This window comes from Colwellia sp. 5_MG-2023, assembly GCF_030547795.1.
Lineage (GTDB): Bacteria > Pseudomonadota > Gammaproteobacteria > Enterobacterales > Alteromonadaceae > Colwellia.
On record NZ_JAUOPW010000040.1, the window covers coordinates 1 to 21684 of the forward strand.

Annotated in this window: 19 protein-coding genes and 1 tRNA gene; 15 read left to right on the forward strand and 5 right to left on the reverse strand. The window is 35.2% G+C overall.

Annotated features, from left to right (window positions below):
- The first annotated feature begins 130 nt into the window (after positions 1 to 130).
- A complete protein-coding gene (locus Q4496_RS17070) occupies positions 131 to 1141 on the forward strand; it encodes a hypothetical protein (RefSeq protein ID WP_303610896.1) in 1011 nt (336 codons plus the stop codon).
- A gap of 328 nt (positions 1142 to 1469) precedes the next feature.
- On the opposite strand, the gene Q4496_RS17075 is transcribed toward Q4496_RS17070, so the two are convergent.
- A complete protein-coding gene (locus Q4496_RS17075) occupies positions 1470 to 2072 on the reverse strand; it encodes a thiamine biosynthesis protein ThiC (RefSeq protein WP_303610897.1) in 603 nt (200 codons plus the stop codon).
- A gap of 656 nt (positions 2073 to 2728) precedes the next feature.
- Complete coding sequence (locus Q4496_RS17080) at positions 2729 to 3742, reverse strand: phospholipase A (RefSeq protein WP_215972883.1); 1014 nt, start codon at positions 3740 to 3742, stop codon at positions 2729 to 2731.
- 228 nt (positions 3743 to 3970) lie between these two features.
- On the opposite strand from Q4496_RS17080, the gene Q4496_RS17085 reads away from it, so the two are divergent.
- The 9 genes from Q4496_RS17085 to Q4496_RS17125 all read left to right on the forward strand — a co-directional run bounded on the left by Q4496_RS17085 (position 3971) and on the right by Q4496_RS17125 (position 14334).
- Entirely contained in the window at positions 3971 to 4783 is an 813-nt protein-coding gene (locus tag Q4496_RS17085; RefSeq protein ID WP_303602614.1) for a putative hydro-lyase, read from the forward strand.
- A gap of 36 nt (positions 4784 to 4819) precedes the next feature.
- Positions 4820 to 5545, forward strand: a complete 726-nt coding sequence (locus tag Q4496_RS17090; RefSeq protein WP_303610898.1) for a 5-oxoprolinase subunit PxpA — start codon at positions 4820 to 4822, stop codon at positions 5543 to 5545.
- Positions 5545 to 6300: a 5-oxoprolinase subunit PxpB gene (gene pxpB, locus Q4496_RS17095; RefSeq protein ID WP_303610899.1), complete on the forward strand. Its 756-nt coding sequence runs from the start codon at positions 5545 to 5547 to the stop codon at positions 6298 to 6300. The genes Q4496_RS17090 and pxpB overlap by 1 nt, the downstream gene beginning before the upstream one ends.
- On the forward strand, positions 6297 to 7244 hold the full coding sequence (locus tag Q4496_RS17100) for a biotin-dependent carboxyltransferase family protein (protein WP_215972880.1): 948 nt from the start codon (positions 6297 to 6299) through the stop codon (positions 7242 to 7244). Before pxpB ends, Q4496_RS17100 begins: the two co-directional genes overlap by 4 nt.
- Before the next feature lie 27 nt (positions 7245 to 7271).
- On the forward strand, positions 7272 to 8126 hold the full coding sequence (locus Q4496_RS17105) for a glutamate cyclase domain-containing protein (protein WP_303602617.1): 855 nt from the start codon (positions 7272 to 7274) through the stop codon (positions 8124 to 8126).
- A gap of 41 nt (positions 8127 to 8167) precedes the next feature.
- Positions 8168 to 9028 carry an aminotransferase class IV gene (locus tag Q4496_RS17110; protein WP_215972878.1) on the forward strand — a complete coding sequence of 287 codons (861 nt, stop codon included), beginning with the start codon at positions 8168 to 8170 and terminating at the stop codon, positions 9026 to 9028.
- Positions 9029 to 9202: 174 nt separating this feature from the next.
- Positions 9203 to 9637: a CBS domain-containing protein gene (locus Q4496_RS17115; RefSeq protein WP_215972877.1), complete on the forward strand. Its 435-nt coding sequence runs from the start codon at positions 9203 to 9205 to the stop codon at positions 9635 to 9637.
- 150 nt (positions 9638 to 9787) lie between these two features.
- Positions 9788 to 13888 carry an ATP-dependent RNA helicase HrpA gene (gene hrpA, locus Q4496_RS17120; protein ID WP_303610900.1) on the forward strand — a complete coding sequence of 1367 codons (4101 nt, stop codon included), beginning with the start codon at positions 9788 to 9790 and terminating at the stop codon, positions 13886 to 13888.
- 146 nt (positions 13889 to 14034) lie between these two features.
- The gene (locus Q4496_RS17125) at positions 14035 to 14334 is read left to right on the forward strand and encodes a PilZ domain-containing protein (RefSeq protein ID WP_215972876.1); all 300 of its coding nucleotides are present in this window, start codon (positions 14035 to 14037) and stop codon (positions 14332 to 14334) included.
- Positions 14335 to 14408: 74 nt separating this feature from the next.
- On the opposite strand, the gene cspD is transcribed toward Q4496_RS17125, so the two are convergent.
- On the reverse strand, positions 14409 to 14627 hold the full coding sequence (gene cspD / locus Q4496_RS17130) for a cold shock domain-containing protein CspD (RefSeq protein WP_215972875.1): 219 nt from the start codon (positions 14625 to 14627) through the stop codon (positions 14409 to 14411).
- A gap of 247 nt (positions 14628 to 14874) precedes the next feature.
- Between cspD and clpS the strand changes: the two genes are divergently transcribed.
- Together clpS and clpA are read left to right on the forward strand one after the other, a co-directional pair.
- Positions 14875 to 15195, forward strand: coding sequence for an ATP-dependent Clp protease adapter ClpS (gene clpS / locus Q4496_RS17135; RefSeq protein ID WP_215972874.1), 321 nt, complete (start codon positions 14875 to 14877; stop codon positions 15193 to 15195).
- 54 nt (positions 15196 to 15249) lie between these two features.
- Positions 15250 to 17511 carry an ATP-dependent Clp protease ATP-binding subunit ClpA gene (clpA, locus tag Q4496_RS17140; protein ID WP_215972873.1) on the forward strand — a complete coding sequence of 754 codons (2262 nt, stop codon included), beginning with the start codon at positions 15250 to 15252 and terminating at the stop codon, positions 17509 to 17511.
- Positions 17512 to 17803: 292 nt separating this feature from the next.
- Here clpA and Q4496_RS17145 read toward each other — a convergent pair whose 3' ends face one another.
- A complete protein-coding gene (locus tag Q4496_RS17145) occupies positions 17804 to 19258 on the reverse strand; it encodes a phospholipase D-like domain-containing protein (RefSeq protein WP_303610901.1) in 1455 nt (484 codons plus the stop codon).
- A 49-nt stretch (positions 19259 to 19307) separates the two neighbouring features.
- On the opposite strand from Q4496_RS17145, the gene Q4496_RS17150 reads away from it, so the two are divergent.
- From Q4496_RS17150 to Q4496_RS17160, 3 genes are all read left to right on the forward strand, one after another.
- Positions 19308 to 19766 (forward strand): hypothetical protein, encoded by a 459-nt coding sequence (locus tag Q4496_RS17150; protein ID WP_303610903.1) that lies wholly within the window; start codon positions 19308 to 19310, stop codon positions 19764 to 19766.
- Between the two features lie 246 nt (positions 19767 to 20012).
- The gene (locus Q4496_RS17155; RefSeq protein WP_303610902.1) at positions 20013 to 20966 is read left to right on the forward strand and encodes a DnaJ C-terminal domain-containing protein; all 954 of its coding nucleotides are present in this window, start codon (positions 20013 to 20015) and stop codon (positions 20964 to 20966) included.
- 4 nt (positions 20967 to 20970) lie between these two features.
- Positions 20971 to 21306 (forward strand): chaperone modulator CbpM, encoded by a 336-nt coding sequence (locus Q4496_RS17160; protein WP_215972870.1) that lies wholly within the window; start codon positions 20971 to 20973, stop codon positions 21304 to 21306.
- A gap of 301 nt (positions 21307 to 21607) precedes the next feature.
- Here Q4496_RS17160 and Q4496_RS17165 read toward each other — a convergent pair.
- Positions 21608 to 21683, reverse strand: a tRNA-Asn gene (locus Q4496_RS17165).
- Position 21684: the final 1 nt, after the last annotated feature.

A 21684-nucleotide genomic window follows, 5' to 3' on the forward strand; every position in this document is an offset into this window, starting at 1 on the left:
AATGATTTAATTATTATTGTTTTGTTATTCTTTTATTTCATAATCCGTTACTATCGTGAATTATGGATAATATACTGTTAGCCGGTTCGCATAATTAGAAGTATGAGTTTAATCAAAAAAGGAATTTTATATGAATGATATCGTAACTATTAATAATAATGATCAAGAAGAAGTTGTAAACCTTGGAGGCGATAATGCAAGTTCGCAGATTAGCTTTCAATTAGCACAAGACTTTTATAATGAAATAACTGGAAAGTCTGAAAACTTAAAAGAGTTTTCAAGAGATTCTTTCATCCTTAAGTTACATCATATTGAACAACTTCATCACCTATTAGAACAATCGACGGAACAATATAACGTTGTATCTTTCATTGAAACATATTCAGTTAATTATGTTAATGATTGTTCAGAACGCTTTAGTAGTTTAGCCAAATTAAAACTGCAAGTTGGTGCAAGAGGAGCTGCAATTGAAGATATAAGTGTTCAATACAAGTTACTTATAGTTTTACCAAAAACACAAAGACCACAGGAATATAAAATACATATTAACCTGATATCTAGAGTCGCAAAAATGGAGAATATGCGATCGGAGCTAAACGGTATGCCGTTTGCTGTTCCCCTATTCCAATTTGAAACTAGAAAGGTTGCAGTATTTTCAATAGATTATGTTGATATCAGTGTTGCTAATGCACTGATGAGTGTAATTAAAGGTTGGTTCAATAGTGTAGAGAAAAATGAAATAAGTAAAGTTACTAAACTTATAAGATCATATTCCCACTTCTTACCAAGGCTCTTTAAATACGGTCTACTTGGTTTAGCCAATTATTATGTTTATAAAGCATCTCAAGTATTCGTTCCGGCTACAGCAGATATTAATGCAGCCGTTGTATTCATATTAATGTCACTTTTAACTTTATTCGTTACATTCCAGTTAGGGTCATATCTAGGGAAAAAAGCGGAAAGAAACTTAGATAGCATTTATGAACAATCATATATTAACTTTAGTGGAGCAGATGAAAACTTTGTCAATATATCAACAACTAAAATTAAAAATAGTAGAAATAGAGTTCTAGCATCTTTAATTGGAACTTTAATATTAGGTGCGGGTGGTTCTTTGCTTGCATATTTAATCACCGGCTAACAAGTCGTTTAAAAGGACAAATAACAGTTGGCTTTTGCTCCTTCGTCGCTAATTTTAGCTAACAATTTTTTGCCTGTAATCATAAAATAGGACACCCATCTTTTGTTGCTGCTGGTTATTGAAGCGTTACATTTCAGGAAAACTATGAAAATCGAGTTCCCATCAAAACAAATAAAATAGGACACCCATCTTTTATTGTTATTGTATTTATTATAATAGCTCAATGCTCTAAACGCTAAACGTAAAACATCGGCGAATTAACGGTTTACTATGCGCCGATGTTTATACTTTATTCAAAAATGCTACATCACTTGTGAGGTGTTAAGCTTTAGTCTTGTTTACGGTAAAGGCCTATTAAACATATTGCTAGAAGTAACGTTGCGATCATGCCCGAAGCGCCAGCAACAGCTGATGGAAGAAATCCATCACGGCCAAAGGTAATTAAAATACCATTGGCAAACATAGCAACCACACCCGCCAAAGCCGTAAGCGTACCTATCGCCTTGCCACCTTTAGCCATACAAGACAGGCCAAAAATAAGTGCTGCTAATCCCAATAATAATTTAGCTGCGTAGTAAATCATGAATGACAAAGAAACTACGCCACCAATTAAAGGTTGTGCGCCTTCTACAGTACCCGCTACTTTTCCAAACGTTGAAAACAAAGTTAGGCCAATACTCACCTGAACTATGTTAAGTACCGCGCTAAACGCGATAGCTGACCATCCTAGCTGAGAGTTTTTTACTTGAACCATGGCAGAACCTGCAAAGGCGGCAAGTAAAGTAAATACTAGAGCTTCTAGTCCCCATGAAAACTGCCTTGAAAAACTAATTTCTGCACTGTAAAGGGCGGAATAAATAGTTTGTGATATCGCCAATACCAACAATAAAGATGCTGTAATTAGGATGGTGCGTTTATTCGTGAATTCCATTATTTACCTCTTATAATTTATATTTTACGCTTTTAATAGATGCAACAGATTTGAATACATCAAACAGATGAGACTTTTTATATAAATAGCGCTCATACTTGCGGTATAAGACAGGTAAAACTATTGAATTCTTTCACTCAAACCTATAAAAATAATAATTAATAACAAACGAGTAATACTACAGTCTTTTTATGTTGCCAAAGGTGATGCAGTTTAAATTTATAAGAGACAGTCACTCATAGTAGCTAGGACATAGATACAATATCTACTCTAAAGCAAGGATTGAAGCTAACTCCTTATGTTTGCAATGTGTGAAGTGCTATAAGTAGTCATTAACGGTTTGCAATATAGTTCAATGAAGGATGACATTAATTACACCTTAGCTCTGGTAGCGTTGAATGTAAGTTGACAACATTTAGCCCATAATCGGCTGTTAGGAATAGTTGTGATCCTTTTTCTTTTAAATGTGCTATTCGTATACCACGAGCATTGCTTTAAATTCAGCGCGAAAACTATTAACGCTTTATCGCTTGTAATACTGTGTGCTTGAGGCGATTTGGATAATAAATATTAGCTAAATTTTTTATTATCCAACATCTCTTGACTTGATTTTATATTGTTGACAAAAAAGGTGATGTATATTTAAACGGTAAATTCTATAAGATGTCTGTTAAAGCAAAGCCAATACCTAAGCGTTGTTGTCTATGATTATAATCAATTAAGCTTTCTCCATAACCATTGAAGTATTGAGCATAACCTTTTAATTTTCCCCATAAAGGAAAAGTGATACCAAGTTCTATGGCTCCATGGTGATGAGCGAAACTTTCTCGTAATTTCATCGATGCTTCATATTTATTGTTCCATTTATACACAGTGCTTAATTCAAAATATCCCATATATTCATTAATATCAGGATTATCATCACCAATTATATCAACCGTAGTTGCTTGACTACCTTCGGGAATTCGATACCAGGTGCGAAATGATACCGCGAGATTGTTTTTTTCAAAAAGGAAATTAGCATAAACTCTATTCCAACTTCTTGACAGTAGCATAGAACGACCATTTGACTGATGTTCAAAACCGATCATCATGGCTGTGTTGGTTTTAAATGGGTGCCAGCTGGTAGGTGTAAAATAAAATATTTCTGGCTGGTAGTTAGTTTCTCTAAAAGGTCGTGAAATTTTATGAGTATATAATTGCCACCAAGACTCTAAAGTAAAGCCAAAAAAAAGCTGATCTCCACTATTTAAAAAACTACCGGTGGTTAACGGTACTTTAATACTTAGTTGAAACTTGGTTTCAATATCCCGCAGTTGTTCTTCCCAATTTGAATATCCAGCATAGGCGGCTTTATTAATACCATCTGTTATCGTTACAGGTAAAATATAATTCATTTTATGTGGCGTGATGACATAGGGGTCAAACGCTGATTTTTTTTCTTTAATCATACGTTCAGAAATAGCACCAAGTTCTTCACTACCAAGTTGCTCTTTTACTATTTTTTTTTCACAAAAATCTTCTATCTGTTGTAATGTTTTATTTTTATCTGTTTTTTTAATTGTTTTAATTAAACACCTATCTAATAGGGTTTCAAATGACTGTGCATAAGAATATGACATAGCGAAAAAACAACTTAAGCTAATCAGTGGAATAAATAGTTTTAACATATTAAATATCTTAAGGAATATTCTATTATTAGAAGGTCAGTATAGCGTTGAATATGTAAAATGTCACAAATATGTCTATTCACTGTAAATGATGCTATTTTAGCAATTCATCATGTTTAAAAATATATCTGAAGTCGACATGATTATCGTAGTATTTCTTTCATTTATTAGTAATAATATTACCCCATAAAATATTCTTCTTATTTTTCGTCAATAAAGTGGTTAGCCATGTCTATAAATATTAATGATCCTGCTTCGGCACAGCTTAGTGCTTATGAATTACGTCAATTAATTCGTCATGATAAATTCAATGAAAACACCTCAGGTTTTGCTCAAGGTTGTGTACAAGGAAATATTGTTATTTTGCCAAAAGATTGGGCGAATGACTTTTTACAGTTTTGTCAATTTAATCCTAAGCCTTGTCCATTAATTGGTATGTCAGAAAATGCAGGCGATTTTCTTTTACCTGAACTAGGTAAAGATATTGATATCCGCTCTGATGTCCCTGGTTATCGTTTATTTGTTGATGGCACATTTCAACAAGAATTCACAGACATTAAAGAGCTTTGGCGTGATGATTTAGTCACTTTTGTTTTGGGTTGTTCTTTTTCTTTTGAAGATGCACTTATTGCTGATGGGCTTGAAATTCGTAATATCAGTGAAAATAAAAATGTCCCTATGTATCGTACTAACATACCTTGTAAAACTGCTGGAAGATTTAGCGGTGAAACAGTAGTAAGTATGCGACCAATGTTAGCTAAGGATGCAATTAGAGCGATTCAAATATGTAGCCGTTTTCCGTCGGTTCATGGAGCACCTATACATTTTGGTCAACCTGAGCTTATTGGTATTAATGATATTAATAAACCTGATTATGGCGATAGTGTCACTATTAAAGAAAACGAAGTGCCGGTATTTTGGGCTTGTGGTGTAACACCACAGCTGGTATTAGAGCAAACAAAGCCTCCGTTTTGCATAACTCATAGTCCGGGTAAAATGTTAGTAACCGATATTGCCAATTCAACATTAGCAGTGTTATAAATTTTGCTAAAAATACTAGCGAGATGAGGAAAAATAATGAAATTGAATTGTGATTTAGGCGAAAGTTTTGGCAGCTGGACCATGGGGCTTGATGAGAAAGTTATGCCGCATATCGATCAAGCTAATATTGCTTGTGGTTTTCACGCGGGTGACCCTTTAGTGATGCAAAAGACATTAGCATTAGCAAAAGAAAATAACGTTAGTGTTGGTGCACATCCTGGATACCCTGACTTGGTCGGTTTTGGACGACGTTCAATTAATTGCTCAACTGAGGAATTGATAGCGTTGGTCATGTATCAAGTGGCAGCTATTGATGGTGTAGCTAAGTCAATAGGCATTGAATTGGAATATGTAAAGCCACACGGTGCTTTATATAATGACATGATGGTAAAAAAAGAAGTCAGAGATGCTATTTTATGTGCATTAAGTCGTTATCATCGTCCTCTAAAATTAATGTTACAAGCGACACCTAAAATTGAAGAACACAGAGCAGAGGCTAAACAATATAATATTGATATATTGAGCGAAGCTTTTGCGGATCGTTGTTATGACGATGACGGTAAACTGTTAGCTCGCACTAAGCCTGGCGCTGTTCATAATAAAGAAAAAATGCTTGCTCAAGTGAAACAACTGAAAGAGCAAGGTTGCGTTACCTCGGTAAGTGGTAACATTTTAACTCTAAATGCCGACAGCTTGTGTGTTCATGGCGACAATATTGAAGGCGTACAAGCGATTGAATCTATTCGGGAGCTCATTGGTTAATGTTAAAAGAACAAGGGCTTAGTATGCCAACGATTAGTATTGCAGGTGAAAATGCGTTAATTATTTATTTTTCTGATGAAGTTAGCGATGACACGTCGGCAAAAATAAAACAAGTTGAACAATTGATTCGTCAAGCAATGAAGGTTGACTTGTCTGATGATATTGTAGATTTAATTCCATCTTATGCATCGATGTTGGTGGTATTTAATATACTTCATACCGACCACCATAAGATACGCAATAAACTGAGAGCTTTATTACGACGTTTAGATGATAATTCAGCAACTGGTAGTGATGTAGAGCAATCTTCTATTATTGAATTACCAGTATATTACTCTGAAGAATCTGGTCCGGATTTAACCGTTATTGCCCAGCGAAACAAATTAAGTGTTGAGCAAGTAATCGAAATTCATCAAGCTAAAGATTATCACGTGTATGCTATCGGCTTTGCGCCTGGGTTTGCTTATTTAGGTGAAGTTGATGAAAGAATTGCTTCACCACGTTTAAGTACCCCAAGAAATAAAGTGCCCAAAGGAGCTGTTGCTATTGCTGACAAACAAACTGCTGTTTATCCAAATACCTCCCCAGGAGGTTGGAATATAGTCGGTTTATGCCCAGTCGATATGTTTGATGTCACGGCAACTCCAATCATGCCAATTAAAGTTGGTGATAAAGTAAGGTTTAAGTCAATTGATAAGAATGAGTTTTTATCATTAGGTGGTGAATTACCGGAAGGATTTGGCAAACTATCATGAGTTTTTCTACAGGTTTTTTAGTGAAAGAGCCAGGCATGCTAAGCCTTATTCAAGATGCTGGGCGTTTTGGCTCTTTTAATATTGGATTAACCAATGGTGGTCCAATAGATTTACAGGCATTTCAATGGGCTAATCGCTTATGTGCTAATGAATTAAATGCTACGGCTATTGAAATTAGTATTGGCGGTTTAGCACTTATTGCACAAGTTGATACAACTATTGCCGTGACTGGTGCAAATATGTCGCTGTCAATTAATCATACTAACAAAGATTTATGGCGCAGTTACGCGATTAAAGCGGGTGACCTTATTGAGTTAGGGTTTGCTAGCGAAGGTATACGAAGTTATTTGGCTGTTGCTGGTGGTTTTACTATCAAAGAAAGTTTTGGTAGTACGGCAACCGTGTGTCGAGAAGGTGTTGGTGGTTTAGTTGGTGACAAGCTTAAAAAAGACAATATCTTACCTTGTGCCAGTCAACGAAGAAAAACAAATTTAGTGTTACCTGAGCAATTCAGACCAAGGTATTGCAACGATGTGGTGTTACGCACAGTACCAAGCTATCAACAAAAAAACTTTTCATCGTTTCAACAACGGTTATTTTACTCAAGTGACTATACCGTGAGTAAAAGTTTCGATCGAATGGGTTATCGGTTAACCGGTAAAAAAATTACGGGGGATATTGAAGGCATTTTATCTGAAGGTATTTGTCAGGGGGCTATTCAAATCCCCGCAGATGGTCAGCCAATTGTGTTGTTGAATGACCGACAAACGATTGGTGGCTATCCTAAAATTGGCGCTGTTATATCCATTGACATTGCAAAATTAGGGCAACTCAAACAAGGTGATAAAGTTCGCTTTGAGCCTATTAGTATGGAACAGGCACATAACTGTTTTCATTTGAATTTAAGTTATTTTAATCGTAAAAAACTCAATGTTTGTGATTAAAATTAGAGCAAGCTTGGTATAAGAAACATGAATATAGAAAATGAAGCATCACTTAGTGAACAAATTGAATGTATGCTTGTTGAGCGTAATTTACGTGGTATGAAGGATTTACAACAACAAGTTACTTCCGGTTATTGTTTACGTGCGGCTAAATCTTTGAGCAATATCACAGGGACAGTACTTATAGGTACTGGATTTCCTGTTTTAGATACGTTTGAAACAGATGGTCCTGTAGGGGCTTTAATTTTATATAAAGCGTTGGCTCTTTTAGGTGCTACTCCTATCTTAGTGTGTGGTAACCCATTAGCTAATGCACTCAAAGATGATTATAACGTATGTGTTATTAGTGTTGGTGATAAAAAATCCGGTTTAGCTGAAGCGAAAGCGGCACTTTTACAGTATAAACCTCAAGCTATCATCGCTATTGAATGTCCTGGCGCTGCGGAAAATGGAAATTACCATAATATGCGTGGTGAAGATATAAGCGCTAAATCAGCGTCTTTTGATTTTTTTATGACAGAAGCAAATTGTCCTACGATTGCTATTGGTGATGGTGGTAATGAAATAGGCATGGGGAACGTGAAAGATCTATTAGCAAAACTTGATATTGTTCCTGCTGCGACGACGTGTGATGAATTGATATTAAGTGATGTATCAAATTGGGGCGTTTATGGTATTTTAGTCTTTTTAAGCCTTTGGTCTAAAAAAGATTTATTGAATGAAACCTGCCCAGAGCAAATTCTGAAATATATTTCAAAGTTAGGCAGTGTTGATGGTGTTACACGCAGAAATGAAATAACCGAAGACAGTCTTCCTGCTTCAGAGGGGATTGCTTTAATCGCAAGAATTAGATCCTTAATTGGTTATCCAACTGCCAGTTAAGAAAAATTAAATAGTAAATTTAAATTATCAGGAAAAGTAAAATGAGCACAGTATTTTTAAATGGCGATTATATGCCAATTGAAGAAGCCAAAATTTCCCCTTTAGATCGTGGATTTTTATTTGGTGATGGAATATATGAAGTAATCCCATCATACTTTGGCAAAATGGTTGGTTTTCAAGCCCATATAGATAGAATGAATGATGGCTTAAAGGCTATTGGCATTGAGTTAAATTGGGATGATAGTCAGTGGTTAGCCTTATGTGACAAGTTATCAAGTAGTAATGGTGGTGGCCCTCTAGGGCTATATTTGCATGTAAGCCGTGGTACTGATACTAAACGTTTTCACGCTTTCCCTACGAACGTATCTCCAACTGTATTTGCAATGGCTTTTGAAATCCCTGTACCTAAGATACCGTCTTTAGATACTGTAGGTAACGGGTATGCTTTAACAAGCACTGAAGATCTTCGTTGGAAACGTTGTCATATAAAATCAACTTCATTACTAGGCAATGTTTTACATTTTCAAGATGGTTTTGATGCTGGTAGCCAAGAAACTTTATTGTTTAATAGCAAAAATGAATTAACAGAAGCAAGTGCATCAAATATTTTTATCGTAAAAGATGGAATTATTGCTACGCCGATTCAAGATAACCAAATTTTACCAGGTGTTACTCGTCGTTTAATCATTGATATATTGACTAAAGATGGAACATTAACTGTTCAAGAGCGCACTATAACCCTAGATGAAGTTCGTGCTGCCGATGAAGTTTGGATAACTAGCTCTTCAAAAGAAATTGCGCCAGTAACTAAGCTTGATGGTGTTGCGATAGGAGATGGTAAAGTTGGTGATATTTGGTTGAAAGCCTCAACTTTATACGCAGATAATAAATTTTCGTATTAATACTTTTTCAACTTTTTAGCGACTCTTATTTTAAAGCATAAACCTTTACACAATTAAACTTAGATAAATCTATGAAAAATTGGTGTTTTTAAAAATAGTTATCTACATTAATAGTTAGGGAGATATCCTAATGCAAATGTATGATTATTTTTGTTTAATGTATAAGGGGTTATGATGGAGTCGTTAAAAATAGAAGAATATATGAACCACTATCCTGTTACCTTTACTGCTGATATGGGCGTTGAAGAGGCATCATTACGGTTTTTAAAAACAAAGCAAATAGGTGGACCTGTTATTGATGATAATGGTAAATTAATTGGCTTTTTATCTGAAAGTGATGTTCTTGCTAAAATGCTTGAAACTATGTATCACAACGCGCATATCATTAATGTTTCAGATTTAATGCGTAAAGACGTTTTATCAATGAAACCCTATGACAGTGTTATTGAATTAGGGCGTTTAATGATTCAGAACAAGCCAAAAGTTTATCCTGTTGTTGATGAAAGTAATCACTTATTAGGAACGATTTGTCGTAATGATGTTTTACGCTCTATAGACAAAATTTTACGTGAAAATTTAAAAAATGGTAAAGTACAGGCCGCTCAATAATTGTTGCGATTTATTGTTATTGTTTCTAATCACTTCTTGATATAACTGAAGTTTACTACTACGCCTGAAACTCCAGCTTGAAGTAGTTTAGGTATAACTGATAAAATAGACTTTTCTACATTTTGTTTTGTTACATTAGTTGAGTCTATTTTGCCGTCAAATATTTCCCTAAGTAAATCTCCGAATATACAATCGTCTTTTGATGCGTTAACTCAAGTGAAAAAGTCAGATTTTTATCGCTTGAAGCAACAACTTATTAACCATAAAAGAATATTTGCTCAACTTGAATCACATCCTGATAAAGTAAAAGTAGATCAGCAACTTAAACAGTTTACTACAACTGTGCAAGCAATTGATAAGTCAATTAAAGAAAAACAACATAAAATTAATAACCTTCCTAAAATAACTTATCCGGAAGGCTTACCCATTAGCGATAATGCTGCACAAATATCTCAAGCTATCCGTGATAACCAAGTTGTTATTATTGCAGGGGAAACAGGCTCAGGGAAAACCACACAAATACCTAAAATTTGTCTTGAATTAGGGCGAGGTATTGATGGTTTGATTGGTCATACCCAGCCCAGACGTATAGCCGCCAGAACAGTTGCAAATCGTATTGCTGACGAACTAAATACTAAACTTGGTGAGCAAGTAGGTTATAAAGTTCGCTTTAACGATCAAGTGAGCCAACACAGTTATATAAAATTAATGACCGATGGTATTTTGTTAGCTGAAATGCAAAGAGATCGCTTACTGCGTCAGTATGACACTATTATTATTGACGAAGCACATGAGCGGAGCTTAAATATTGATTTTATATTAGGGTATTTGCGTCAAGTTTTAATTAAGCGACCTGACTTAAAAGTGATAGTGACTTCAGCGACTATTGATCCACAACGTTTTGCTAATCATTTTGCCGATAAACAGGGTAAACCAGCCCCTATTATTGAGGTTTCTGGTCGTACTTATCCGGTAGAAATGCGTTATAGACCATTAAATGAGAGTCGCTCGGATGATAATGAACAAGATGAAAATTCAAATGATGGTAATGATGTTATTAATGGAATTTTAAATGCCGTAGATGAATTTTCACAACTTTCTTCTGATAGTTTGGGCGACATATTAATTTTCTTAAATGGTGAGCGAGAAATTAGAGATACAGCAGCAGCCTTAAATAAAGCTAATTTACGGCACACTCAAATATTACCCCTTTATTCTCGTTTAACGGTTAGTGAACAAAATCTTATTTTTAAAGCACATTCTGGGCGAAATATTGTACTAGCAACTAACGTTGCTGAAACGAGTTTAACTGTGCCAGGTATAAAATATGTGATTGATCCGGGAACTGCACGTATTTCTCGCTATAGTTACCGCACTAAAGTGCAACGTTTACCTATTGAACCTATTTCACAAGCGAGTGCTAATCAGCGTTCAGGTCGTTGTGGTCGTGTATCATCAGGCATTTGTATACGCTTGTATAGTGAAGAAGATTACTTAAGTCGACCTGAATTTACCGATCCTGAAATACTACGTACTAATTTAGCTACCGTTATTTTACAAATGTTAGCGTTAGATTTAGGAGAAATTGGCGACTTTCCTTTTGTAGAAGCACCAGATAATCGAAATATTAATGATGGTGTTAAATTATTAGAAGAATTAGCGGCTATAGACAATAGCGCTCATGATGAGAAGAAATTAAAGGGACAAAAAAACAAAGGAACTAAGTTAACTAAGTCAGGACGTTTATTATCTAAATTCTCTATTGATCCACGACTTGCAAAAATGGTGTTAACTGCAATTGAACTGGGTTGTATTGAACAAGTGCTTATTATTGTTAGTGCGTTAAGTATTCAAGACCCACGAGAACGACCACACGAAAAACAGCAAGCAGCTGATGAAAAACATAATCGCTTTAAAGATCATAATTCAGACTTTGTTAGTTTACTTAATTTATGGCAGTACGTGAATGAGCAAAAAAATGATTTATCACAAAATCACTTTAGAAAGTTATGTCAACGCGAGTATTTATCTTATGTAAGGTTACGAGAGTGGCAAGATATTTTCACTCAGCTGAAGTTAACCTTAAAAGAGCAAAAAATATCATTAACGTCCGTTGATTATCAGTTTTCAATTAATGAAACTAGCTCAGATAAAAAACAAGACAAAACATTACCTAGTAGTCTAGTGACAGTACATCAAGCACTATTGTCGGGCTTATTAAGTCATTTAGGTCAACAAGATGAGAACAGAGAGTTTAAAGGCGCAAGAGGAAGTAAATTCTTCGTTTTTCCTGGGTCATCGTTATCCAAGAAACCGCCTAAATGGTTAATGTCAGCTGAACTCGTTGAGACTAGTCGTTTATTTGCGCGCATGAATGCACGCATTGATCCAACTTGGATAGAGCCTTTAGCTGAACACTTATTAAAACGAAGTTACAGCGAACCCCATTGGGAGAAAAAACAAGGCGCTGTAATGGCCTTTGAGCAAGTGAGTCTTTATGGTTTACCAATTGTTACTAAAAGAAAGATTAACTTTAATACAATTGAGCCGATCACTTGCAGAGAAATATTTATCCGTGAAGCGCTTGTCAATGGTGACTGCTTTATAAAAGAAAAATTCTTAGATGAGAACCAAGCATTAATTGCCAGTATTGAGGCTCTTGAGCAAAAAGCTCGCCGTAAAGACTTTTTAATTGACGAACAGCAACTTGTTGATTTTTATTCAAGTAAAATTCCTGAGACTGTTATCTGTCAACGTAGTTTTTTATCTTGGTGGAAGAAAGCTAAAAAAGAAAATGCCAAGTTACTTAATTTCACTAAAGATTTTTTACTTAACAAATCATCAAATGAGCTGTCTGCAAAAGAATATCCAGACACTTGGCAACAAAATAATCTTACTTTACCGTTAGCTTATCACTTTAGTCCTGGAGATATTGATGATGGCATTAGTGTAATTATTCCTATTGCCTTACTTAATCAGTGCCAATATGAAGGGTTTGATTGGCTTATTCCGGCTCTGCGTTATGATTTAGTTGTAGCATTAATTAAGGCGTTGCCAAAAGCATTACGGCGCAACTTTGTTCCTGCGCCTAATTATGCACAAGCGTGCTTAGAAAAAATGGCGAATATCAATAATACTCAAGAAAGTTTAGTTGATGCATTAGCAAAACAACTGTTGCGTATGACTGGGGTTAGATTACCTGAAGATGTTTGGCAAGATGTTGAGTTGCCTGCGCACCTAACGATGAATTTTCAAGTAGTGAACGAGAAAGGTCAATTATTAAAACAGGGACGAGACCTTAATGAGTTGAAAGCACAATTACAAGGTAAGGTAAAAGCCTCGATTAAGCAAGTGGCAGAGAAGGGCATAGAGAAGTCTAAATTAACTGTTTGGGATTTTGGTAAGTTACCTCAAGGTTATGAGAAGAAAGTCGCTAATATGACTATTAAGGCATTTCCTGCATTAGTAGATCATAAAAGTAGTGTTGCCATTGAACTGTTTGAGCAAGAAGAGCATGCAGAGCAAGCGATGTTAAATGGTATTAGTCGACTCATTTTATTGAATATTCCATCACCATTAAAATATTTACAAGAAAAAATGCCTAATAAGGCTAAATTAGGTTTGTACTTCAATCCTTTTGGCTCTATTACTGATTTATTGCAAGATTGTATTCAGGGGGCATGTGTCTTTTTAGTTAAAGAGTATATGTTAGCTAAGAAAATGACTATTTTACCTCGGGATGAAAAAAGTTTTGAATTACTGCGTGAATATGTGCGTGCTGAAATATCAGATTGTGTCTTAACAGCGGCAATTAAAGTAGAACAAACATTAAGCTTAAGGCACGATATCGCGAGAAAGTTAAAAGGTAATGTAGCACTTAATGTAATTCAATCTCATAGTGATATTAAACAACAAAGTGAAGCCTTAGTTTTTAAAGGGTTTGTTAGTGCTTCAGGGTTTGACAAATTAGATGATATTACACGTTATTTAAAAGGTATTTTACGCCGATTAGAAAAGTTACCTATTGATCCTAACCAAGATAGGCTGAAGTTAATTGAAGTGAAGAAGGCAGTAGATTTATACACTAGTGTATTATCACAACAGCGTAAAGATAAACCTATAGCACAAGAAATTTTATTAACTAAGTGGATGATAGAAGAGTTTAGAATTTCACTTTTTTCTCAAAATTTAGGCACGGCACAGCCTATTTCTTTAAAGAGAATAATTAACCATTTAAAGGATTTTTCTTAGATTCTCTATAACTGTTATTTGACAGCAAGACTTAACCTCAGTATAAATACTTATCCTTTAAGTAAATTAGCCATAACCGTGCAAAACGAATGTGACTAAATGACTTAGATATTATCGTTTTTAAGTTTGATTATATTGAGGTACAAATGATAAATTTTGATGATAAACGTAATTTCTATCGCATGATGTTGAATACAGAGGTAGTTGTTACCATTATTGATGATGAATCCAATAGTCAGATAAAAGCGACTTGTCGAGATTTAAGTGCTACAGGTGTAGCTATTGAAGTTGAACATCCAATTGCGATGTCGACGCATGTAAAAATTAAGCTTAACTCCGCTTCTGACCAAATACAGTCACTCGATATACGGGGCAAAGTGGTTCGTATTGATGAAGAGTGTGACAATTTATATTTAATTGGAGTAGCAATAGAAGAATTAGATTAAAAATTGATTAACGGTATAAATTTTCTACAATATAAATAAATTATATTGTAGAAAATGATATAGGTAATTTTTTATTAATCTAATTCTTCATCAGTGGGCTTTATACTTGCTGCATGATGCCCTTTAGGACCGTCATTTAGCTCATAATTGACATCTTGACCAGCTTTAAGTGTGCGGTAACCCTCCATTTCAATAGTTGAATAGTGAGCGAAAATATCATCTCCACCACTATCAGGACGAATAAAACCGAAGCCTTTTGCGTTATTAAACCATTTAACTGTACCGTGAGCCATACTTCTACTTCCTCTATATCCTTTAGTATTATATGTCTTGCTATATATCAATTTTATAATTGACTTTAGCTCCTTTAAAAGAGAGATATAATGAAGCATAGACATAATTAAGTACGTGGCTAAAAAATAACCACTTAATGAATCGTAGATAAAATAAAAGATTAGTCAAGTGAATAATGAAAAAAAATATATTTTTTTTAACAAATAAGTTACAGCAAAAGTTATCAGCAGAGACTAATATAAAGATATGAGTAATTGGAAAGAGTTAATTGACAATCATGAGTTTATTGAAGAAGAAATAAAAGACGAAGTAGAAAAACCACCTAAGTATCATGTTTTTTTACTTAATGATGATTATACACCAATGGATTTTGTTATTGATGTCTTGTGTAAATTTTTTCATAAAAATTCAGAACAAGCTACCGACATCATGTTAACCGTTCATTATGAAGGCAAAGCGCTTTGTGGCACATATACTGCGGATATTGCTGAAACAAAAGTGGATCTTGTAGCACGTTATGCACTCGATAATGGCCATCCATTAATGTGTGTTTTAGAAAAAGCTTAATGTTCTCTTTTTAATTTAAAAGAGAAATTAGCAAGGAATTAAATTGGAGTACCTATGCTTAATAAAGATTTAGAAATTTCCCTTAACTTAGCTTTTCGTCAAGCCAAAGAGTACCGTCATGAGTTTATGACAGTTGAACACTTATTATTAGCACTATTAGACAATCCATCAGCTATTGAAGTTTTAAAGGCGTGTGGTGCAGATCTCAGTAAGATACAGACTAATTTACTTGAATTTATTCAAGAGACTACTCCCGTAATTCCAGCTGAAGAAGAAGAAAGAGAAACTCAACCAACTTTGGGATTTCAACGCGTATTACAACGTGCTGTGTTTCATGTGCAATCATCAGGTAAGAGCGAAGTCAATGGTGCCAATGTTTTGGTCGCTATTTTTAGTGAGCAAGAATCGCAAGCCGCCTACATATTGAAAAAAGCAGATATTAGTCGTTTAGATATTGTTAATTATATTTCACATGGTATTGCTAAAATAGGAAATGATTCGAGTAACTCACCTTTAGAAGATGGTGAACAAGTTGCTGAAGAAGAGCCGCGTACTATTGAAAACTTCTCTGTTAACCTTAACGAAGAAGCGTTAAAAGGCAATATAGACCCTTTAATTGGCCGAAATAGCGAGCTTGAAAGAACATTACAAGTATTAAGTCGTCGACGTAAAAATAATCCTTTATTTGTAGGTGAAGCCGGTGTTGGTAAAACGGCGATAGCTGAAGGGTTAGCAAATATGATTGTTAACGAGGACGTACCCGAATTTTTAAGTAATGCGACAATCTACTCTCTTGATATGGGCGCTTTGCTTGCAGGAACAAAATATCGTGGTGATTTTGAAAAACGCTTTAAAGCCTTATTAAAAGATCTAGAAACTGATGAGAATGCGATCTTATTCATTGATGAGATTCATACTATTATAGGCGCAGGTGCAGCATCTGGCGGAATGTTAGATGCTTCCAATTTACTCAAACCATTACTGTCAGCGGGTAAACTTCGTTGTATGGGCTCGACTACTTATCAAGAATATCAAAGTGTATTTGAAAAAGACCGAGCACTAGCAAGGCGCTTTCAAAAAATAGATATTGTTGAGCCAAGTGTGGAAGATACCACTAAGATTTTACAAGGGTTAAAAGAAAAATATGAATTGCATCATGGTATTCGGTATACCAACGCTGCTTTACGTGCAGCGGCTCAATTATCAGATAAATATATAAATGAACGTTTTTTACCTGATAAAGCGATTGATGTTATTGATGAAGCCGGTGCTAAACAACAACTTGTTGCCGCTTCAAAACGTAAAAAAACGATCAGTAATACTGATATTGAAAGTGTTGTGGCATCGATGGCTAGAATTCCTGAAAAATCAGTTTCTTCTACGGAAAAAGATAGCCTTAAAATGCTTGATCGCAACCTAAAACTAGTCGTATTTGGTCAAGATCAAGCAATAGAAGAGTTATCATCGGTTATTCGTCTTTCACGTGCCGGTTTAGGTGAAGAAGAAAAACCTGTAGGATCTTTCTTATTTGCAGGCCCTACAGGGGTTGGTAAAACAGAAGTAACAAAACAGCTAGCTAAAATATTAGGTGTTGAATTACTACGTTTTGATATGTCCGAATATATGGAAAAACATGCGGTTAGTCGCTTAATTGGTGCTCCTCCTGGTTATGTAGGTTATGAACAAGGCGGCTTACTTACTGATGCAGTAATCAAGAACCCTCATGCGGTAGTATTGCTTGATGAAATAGAAAAAGCTCACGAGGATGTTTACAATATTTTATTACAAGTAATGGACCATGGTACATTAACCGATAATAATGGACGTAAAGCGGATTTTAGAAATATTATACTAGTGCTTACAACCAATGCCGGTGTTCAAGAAACTGTACGTCAGTCTATTGGCTTTAAACAACAAGATCATAGCTTAGATGCTATGAGTGAAATTAATAAAGTATTTTCGCCGGAATTTAGAAACCGCCTTGATAATATTGTCTGGTTTAATCATCTTGATAATGAGGTTATTCAACAAGTTGTTGATAAATTTATTGTTGAGCTACAAGCAAAACTTGACGAAAAAGGTGTTTCTTTAGAGTTAACACGTGACGCTAAAAAGTGGCTTGCTGAGCATGGTTACGATAAAGCAATGGGCGCTCGTCCAATGTCTCGTTTGATACAAGAAAAGCTTAAAAAAGAGTTGGCTAATGAACTACTCTTTGGTGAGTTAACTAATGGTGGTGTTGCTAAAGTAGGTGTTAAGAAAGATAAGTTAGTTATTTCTTTTGAAAATAAAAAAGAGTTAATTTCTGAAAAATAAAAATTAACTCTGCTAACAGTTAAAGTCTTATATTCTTATCGAGTATAAGACTTTTTTATTGCTTCCGATAATAAGAATAAATACCTGTTATACATGAGGTATTTAAAACCATCCTATCAGTCTATCTTTTTACATTTAACTGTATTTCAAAGTAATATCGTTAATTTTTCTTCTAGCTCAGCTTTTAAGCAATTGCCATAATTTTAGGGATCCTACTATGCTACATTGGCTTTAAAGCCTTAATGTATTTGGTAGTAGTAATATGTAGTAATAATAGTAGTAAGCATAACGATTATAAATAAGATGAAAATAGGCGAAACAAATTATTGCGAATTTTTCTGTAGGTCGGCAAACTACTAATCTTAGTTTTATCAACCGGTTGAGAGTTTTCTTTTTTTAAGGTGAAAATATCATTTAACTGGCTATTGAGAGCGGTATCAAAACATTCAAGATTAATCTCAAAATTTAACTCTAAACTTCTAGCATCCCAGTTGGAGGAGCCTATAAATGACCATATATCATCAATAATAACTATTTTACTATGATCAAAAGGCCTTTTGTTTTTATATATTTTTATCCCATGCTCCATTATTCTTAAAAAATTAGCTTCCATTACCCAGTCTAAAAACCGTATATCCGTATGCTCTGGAATAATAATCTCAATCAATACCCCTCGTAATGCCGCGGCGTGAAGAGAAGTCATTAATGTATGGTCAGGCAAAAAATATGGTGTAATTATTTTGACACGCTTTTGTGCGCATACTAAGGCATTAATTAATGTCCAACGTATTCTATTATGGTGCTCGTCTGGGCCATCTTGAATAACGCGAGCAACCACAGGCTTATCAGCATTATTTTTTTCTGGGGTAGGACGATACTGAGGAAATTGAAGTGTTTCTTGTGTTGCAAAAAACCAATCTTCGATAAATACCTGACTAATCTGATCAATTACAGGGCCTGTTACTTTAAAGTGAACATCATCGATGGGGTTTTCTGCCAACTTAACAAGATTATTTTGACTGACATTCATCCCGCCAATATAGGCTTCTTCACCATCTACACAAAGTATCTTTCTATGGTTTCTAAGATTAATAAACCGAATGCCCGTTAGTGAAATGGCTGGCAAAAAACGCATAGCTTTTATGCCTTGTTTTTTTAAAGCGCGATCTGATTTATGCCAACCATAGCCAATGCCTATACCGTCTAATAAAATATTTACAATCACACCTCTTTTATGTGCAACGGTTACAGCTTGGATAAATTGTCGCCCAATTGAATCATAATCGAAAATGTAACTTGATAAAACAATATGGTGTTTCGCAGATTCAATTGATTTAATCATGGCAGGATAGGCCATATCTCCATTAATAAGCGGTTCAATACTGTTATTTGCAACATAATTGACAGAATGAATAGAGTGGCCAGATGTAATGATTGAATGCCAGTTTTCAGGGATATTGGTAAACTTTTTTTGCTTACCTTGTTGGCTAACGCTTTTTTTAAGCATATTAGGGTGTTTTTTTTGAGCTAAACGTTTGATGCGATTTATACCAAATAGCCAATAAAATAAGCTTCCAATAACAGGTGAAAGTATCACTAGCCCAATCCAAGCCAATGAGGTACGTTCATTTTCTTTAAAAAGCAGTACGTGTACTGATGTCATAAGAGATAAGCTAATATGAAAGATAACTATGATCGTTACCCAATGGGTAGTGAGCCATTGAACCAATGTTTCGAATAATTGCATAATACCCAACTAAAATAATGTGAAACTAAGTAATAACGGATTGCAAAAAATGCTCAAAGAAATTTACAATATTATCTCAACTTATCTAATAGAAATCGTTGATTTCGATTATATTTTTGTAATTTTTTTAGCAACAACATTTGCTTCAATTGCATATTTTATGGCGATAACTTACATCATTACACAAATGGATTCACAATACTTTATCCGTAAAGAGTTCCCGAATGATATCGCTAATAAAAAGAAACAATTAACCTCAATGAGTCGCAGCATAACCTACGTAATTAGCTTAGCAAAAGTCATGATTGGAATAGTCTTGATTGTGTCTGGTCTCGTGATGTTAGTGCTACCTGGCCAAGGCATAATCACATTATTAATCGGTCTGAGTTTAGTGCCATTTCCTGGTAAGAATAAGATTGAAAAAAATCTACTTGCTCGAAAATCAGTGCAGCATTCTCTAAATTGGATTCGAGTAAAAGCCAATAAAGCTCCCTTTATTTTTGACTAATATTAAGGGCTATTATTTATCAAGCCTGATAGACGATACCTATATTAAAAATATCACGGATTAAGTGATAGCACGAAATGTTCGTTCTACGGTATTTCAGCTTTATGACTTTTTATTGATTTGTGTTGTCATTGTGATTAAAAGATCTTTTATCTATAGCCAGTAAGCGCATAATGATTTCTGAAGCTTATGCTATTCATCGTTTTATACAATATATTTTGTTAACGGGCCGCACTGGAGTGATTTATGGATTTTAAAGATTATTACAAAGTAATGGGGATCAATCGAGATTCAACGTCGGATGAAATTAAGCGTGCCTATAAAAAGTTAGCGAGAAAATATCATCCTGACGTTAATAAAGCTGCTGACGCAGAAGTTCGTTTTAAAGAGGTTGGTGAAGCATATGCGGTACTAAAAGATCCCGATAAACGTGCTTCTTATGATCAACTTGGTAGCGACTGGCAATCAGGACAAGATTTTAATCCACCACCTGATTGGGATGCTGGGTTTGAATTTAAGGATGGTGGGTCAAGCGGAGCAAGTCAGGCAGACTTTAGTGATTTCTTTGATTCATTATTTGGTAGAGGATATGGCTCACAGAAACCAAACAATCAACATCAAGCTGATTATAAGACCCGTGGTGAAGATCACCATGCTAAAGTGGTGATTGATCTTGAAGACGCATATCTTGGTGCAACAAGGAGTATTGTACTTCAGTCACCGGAGTTGGATAAGCAAGGGCATGTTGTAAATAAACAACGTACCTTGAAAATTAAAATCCCCAGAGGTGTCAAAGAAGGTCAACGTATCCGATTATCCGGTCAAGGTACGCCAAGTCACGGGGGAGGGGCCGCAGGAGATCTTTATCTAGAATTATCATTCAATACTCACTCTATTTATCGTGTGGTCGAGCATGATGTATATCTCGACTTACCCATCACTCCTTGGGAAGCTGCGCTGGGTGCAACGGTTAAAGTGCCAACACCATTAGGTCCAGTAGATTTAAAAATTGTACCTGCGACAAAAAGTGGCCAGAAGCTTCGTTTAAAAGCGCGTGGTATTCCTGCTAAAACAGCAGGTGATTTATACGTAGTAACTCAGATTGTTTTACCACCGGCCGACAGTGAGACTGCTAAAGCGATCTATAAAAAAATGCAAGATGAATTAGACTTTAACCCTCGAACCTTATTAGGAGTATAAACTAATGAAAGAAATAATATTAGACGGTGTACTTATCGATGACGAGGCTGAATTTTCTCTTGAGGAACTGTCTTATGCGTGTTCAAGTTCTACAGAGTGGGTTATAGCACTAGTTGAAGTTGGAGTATTAGACCCTATTAATTATCAAGCAACACCAGTAGAGCAGACGAGCTGGATATTTTCAGTTTATAGTTTTAAACGTGCTCGAACTGCTATGAGGCTTCAACGGGATCTTGGTGTTAATCAAGCAGGGATCGCTCTTGCTTTGGATTTACTAGAGAAAATTGAAAGATTAGAGTCAACATTAGCGCTGTGTAATGAACCAGTGACACATGCCTGACTAAATAATGAGTACAGTCCATCGTTATGTTGTTATTACTTGAGTCAGCTTGAGTTATAAGGTGAGTTATAGGTGGGTATATTTTAGGCAAGAAAAAAGGCTACGATTTCTCGTAGCCTTTAATATGGCTCCCTGCTCTTTGTATGATAAGGGCTTGAACCAGTGACACATGCCTGGCTAATAATGAGTACAGTCCATCGCTATGTTTTTATTACTTAAATCAGCTTGAGTTATAAGGTGAGTTATAGATGAGTATATTTTAGGCAAGAAAAAAGGCTACGATTTCTCGTAGCCTTTAATGTGGCTCCCCAAACTGGGCTTGAACCAGTGACACATGGATTAACAGTCCATCGCTCTACCAACTGAGCTATTGGGGAA